The organism is Ideonella benzenivorans (assembly GCF_020387415.1).
Lineage (GTDB): Bacteria > Pseudomonadota > Gammaproteobacteria > Burkholderiales > Burkholderiaceae_C > Ideonella > Ideonella benzenivorans.
The window spans coordinates 1-3,747 of record NZ_JAGWCB010000004.1 but is presented as its reverse complement, the minus strand read 5'-3'; the positions used below and the strand labels follow the sequence as shown (position 1 = coordinate 3,747).

Annotated in this window: 3 protein-coding genes; all 3 read left to right on the top strand. The window is 62.4% G+C overall.

Going from position 1 to position 3,747, the window contains the following annotated elements:
- A partial coding sequence (locus tag KGA65_RS00835) for a DUF2345 domain-containing protein (protein WP_225861242.1) occupies positions 1-1,089 on the top strand: 1,089 nt, incomplete at its 5' end.
- A gap of 37 nt (positions 1,090-1,126) precedes the next feature.
- A complete protein-coding gene (locus tag KGA65_RS00830) occupies positions 1,127-2,920 on the top strand; it encodes a TIGR02594 family protein (protein ID WP_225861241.1) in 1,794 nt (597 codons plus the stop codon).
- Complete coding sequence (locus tag KGA65_RS00825; protein WP_225861240.1) at positions 2,921-3,478, top strand: hypothetical protein; 558 nt, start codon at positions 2,921-2,923, stop codon at positions 3,476-3,478.
- Positions 3,479-3,747: the final 269 nt, after the last annotated feature.

Below are 3,747 nucleotides of genomic sequence, written 5' to 3'. Positions count from 1 at the left end.
AGCCACCAGTTGCCCAGCGAACAGGGCCTGGCGGCGCTGGCCGCCAGCCTGCAAGCCAGCGACAGCCGGCAAGGCGGTGACAGCACCAGTGACGAGAACACCATCGCCATCGACGGTGGCTGGGGCAGCGTCAGCGCCTGGGACCGTCCGGACATCACCCTGGCTGCCCCGGCCGGCCTGGGCCTCTTCACCCCGGCCCAGGCCATCCTCAGCACCCAGGCCAGCCTGACCGTGAGCGCCGGCCAGGACTGGCTGAGCCTGGCCCAGGGCCACCATGCCAGCGTGGCCAAGGCCGGCGCCGTGCTGTTCACTTATGGCAAAGCCAGCAGCACCAGCAAACCCAACACCGAAACTGGCATCGCCATTCACGCCGCCACCGGCAGCCTGCAGGCCAGCGCCAACACCGCCACCGCCGAACTCACCGCCAGCCAGGCCATCGACGTGGCCAGCACCCAGGCCAACGTCCTGGTCAGCGCCCCCACCAGCGTGCTGCTGACCGCCGCCGGCGCAGCCATCGACATCCAGAGCGGCAGCATCGCCCTCAAGGCGCCGGGCAGTGTGCTGTTCAAGGCGGCCAGCAAGGTGTGGACGAGCGGGGGAAGCGTATCGGCGGGCGTGAGCCTTCCCGTTCCTGGTGAACTTCACACCGAGTCAAAGGGGCCGTTCAGCATTCGACCCACCGCGCATGGCAGTGACGACATGGCTGTCCAAGCAGGCTGGGCCGGCTTGCCTTATCGAATCCATTCCGCCAGCGGAGAAATCCTGGGGCAGGGGCAGGTGTCGGCCAGTGGTCGCCTGGAGCGATTGCTGGTTGCTTCGCCGGATCGTGTCGTGGTGGAGTTGGGTGATCCGGCGCAAACTGACTTTGCCCCGGTGGCAGGCGAGCCTTCGCCTGCCACCGAAGATGAGTTGGCGTCCGAGCCGGACACTGACCCCAACGACATGTCCTGGGACGACCCCAACCAGACCGCATCGTCCTATCCATGTTTCAAGACGGGGGGAGCAGGCTCGACGGATGCCTTTCTTGGTGCGAGCGTTGCGTTGACTCTGCTGAGACAGATGGGCATTGATCCCACTTCAGGCGCCTGACAGCCGATCCCAGTCATTCAAAGCTCCAGAGTCAAACATGGCACGCTTCCTCTCCGCCACGTATCACACCGACATCAAGGTCGCCGAGTTCATCTGCGACGATGGGCGACATCTGTTCCGCTGTGGCGGCACGCTGCCCTGGCGCCTGAACAATGCGGGTGACCTGATGTCGCCCGTCAACGCCGATGGCAAGCCCGCGCCGAAGAAGACGAAGAACTACATCGGCTTTGCGGCAGTGCCGAACAGAGGCAACGGCAAAACCAGTCACTTCTTCATCTTCCCGGACTACACGGCGGGGCGTGAGCAGTTGGCGCTGTCCGTCAAGCGCTTGTATGCGGACAAGACTCTGCCCGAATTGGTGCAGAAGTACGCCCCACCCGACTCGAACAACACTGCCAAGTACACCGAAGACCTGCTCAAGGAAACGGGTGTGGGCGCGGACCGAACAATCGCCGAGTTGTCGGATGCCGAGTTCACCAAGGTGCTGGATTCGATCGAGAAGATCGAGGGCTATCACAACGAAGCTGACAGCCGCCGCGAGATCTGGGTGCCGGTCAGTCGCATCACCGCGACCGACGGTTCACGTCCATTGGCAGATGAAGAGATCATCCTGCGCCTGAACGGCAAGGACACCACCGTCAAGACCAATGCCTATGGTCAGACGCCACCCATCCCTCACCCCAACGGGCAACAAGTCGAGGCGCTGCACAAGCAGGCCAATGGCGAACTGAAGTCGGTCGGCAAGATTGCAGGCGAGACAGGTCAGCACTTTTCGTTGCAGACTTGGGTGGAGCGGTTTTTTGCAAGGCCCGCGCCTGATAAGGCACCTGCCAACGCCAACCCGAGCCCACGGCGCGCAGCCATGGCCTACACCGTGCAGCCGAACGACACCCTGGCCAAGTTGGCGGCCCGCTTCAGCATCCCGGTGGAGCAAATCAAACGCGACAACAACCTCAAGAGCGACAAGATCTTTGCGGGCAGGCAACTGGGCATTTACGGGCCTCTGCCGGCTGGGGGGGCAGCACCAGCCGTCAAACGGGCGGCTGCCAAGGTAGACCCACAGTCCAAAGGCAAGGCGCCGCCAGCAAGCAAGGTGGCGCAAACGGTGCGATCAAAGGCTGCGACTGGCAAGCCCATTGCCACGGTGCGGGTCGAGCAGCGCATGGCACCCTGGATGGCAGTGGCCTACGCAGAAGCCAAGACATACGCCGGCAAGGACGAGGAGGAGATCACCAAGACCCACAACTACCATCGCCTGGTCACAGACAGTGATCGCGCTGGCGGGAAAGTGACCATCCTCAAGGACAAAAAGGGTCGGCCTCTGCTGGGCAAGGATGGCAAACCGCTCACCAGGACACACTTTGATGGGCTGTCCACATTGGTCGGAGACCACAACCCTTGGTGTGCGTCCTTCGTCAACTACTGCCTCAAAGAAGCCAAGTACGCACCGGGCAGGCGCCACATGTCCACCTATACGTTTGGCGAGGACGAGGATCTGTTCGTGCGCGTCAAGGAGCCGATCTATGGGGCCATCCGCTTCACCCATCGAAGCGGCGGTGGCCATGTGTGCCTGGTCTATGGCGTGGCAGCAGGAAAACTGGTCGTCGTCGGGGGCAACCAAGACAATCAGATCTGCTTCGAGTTGATGAATCGAGGTGATAAGGGTGAAGCCTTCTTCGTGCCAGTGCCCTACAAGGACTATGCAGAGAAGGACGGGGCCGTGCTGCCCGATGTGGATGTCGATGCGTTGAAGAAGGAGTTTGGTGATGCAGTCAGGATTTCGGATGAGCAGATCAAGGCCAAGAAGGCTGACAAGAGCTCCTACACCTGAATGGAGTTGACGATCATGCGGCGCAGTGTTGCAGTTCTTCTACTCGTATTTTCCATGCATGCCTGGGCCGGTTCCAGGGGATTTACGGTGGTGTTCATGGATATTGGCAGCCAGAGCTTCTACGACACCAAGGTCTTCTTGGAGTACCGGGAGGGGGTACTCGACTCCAAGCAACGACGCGACTGCTGGGCCGACCATGCAACCGGCGGAAAAGCTCTGGACCACGTCATCAAAAAGGCCATCCCCGACGGCCTAACCACCGACATGGCCAAGTCCATCTGGGCTGGCGATCAAAAGGCCGCCAAGCAGGCCCAGCAGATCATGGCCAAGGCCAAGGCGCCGAATCACCAAAGCATTGATGGCCTGTACGTCATCAACGCACGCGACGGCCACATCTCGGTCATGGCGCTGGGCACGAAGGCCCCGTTGGGCGCTGCGAACCCGTCCCGCAAGCTGACCATCCCCTGGAAAGAGAGCGACCCCGAACAAGGGGCAGCGGATTTTGATTTGGCGCTGTGCCGGGTTTCCCGCCCACTGGACTACCACTTCTTTCCCTGAGCTTTGAGGGGCAGGCTTGATTGGTGGCAAAGGCCAGGGCCTGCGGCCAGGGTTGATTCAGCGCCGCTGCGCGGCGATTCCGTCAAGTTGATCGGCTGTCATGACAACCGCGCGCAAAAGCGCGCTCAGCGCCCTGCTGGAGCTGCTGTGCCAGGACAGCCGCGGCGAGCTGCGCCCCTGGCACGGCCATGTGGTGGCCGCGGCCCTGGTGGGCTCCGATGGCGGCCTGGCCCGCTACCGCCTGGTCATCGAACCCTGGCTGGCCCTGC

Excerpts from the sequence above, each read along its gene's own strand:
- KGA65_RS00830 (WP_225861241.1), top strand. The coding sequence starts at position 1,127 with ATGGCACGCTTCCTCTCCGCCACGTATCACACCGACATCAAGGTCGCC.
- KGA65_RS00825 (WP_225861240.1), top strand. The coding sequence starts at position 2,921 with ATGGAGTTGACGATCATGCGGCGCAGTGTTGCAGTTCTTCTACTCGTA.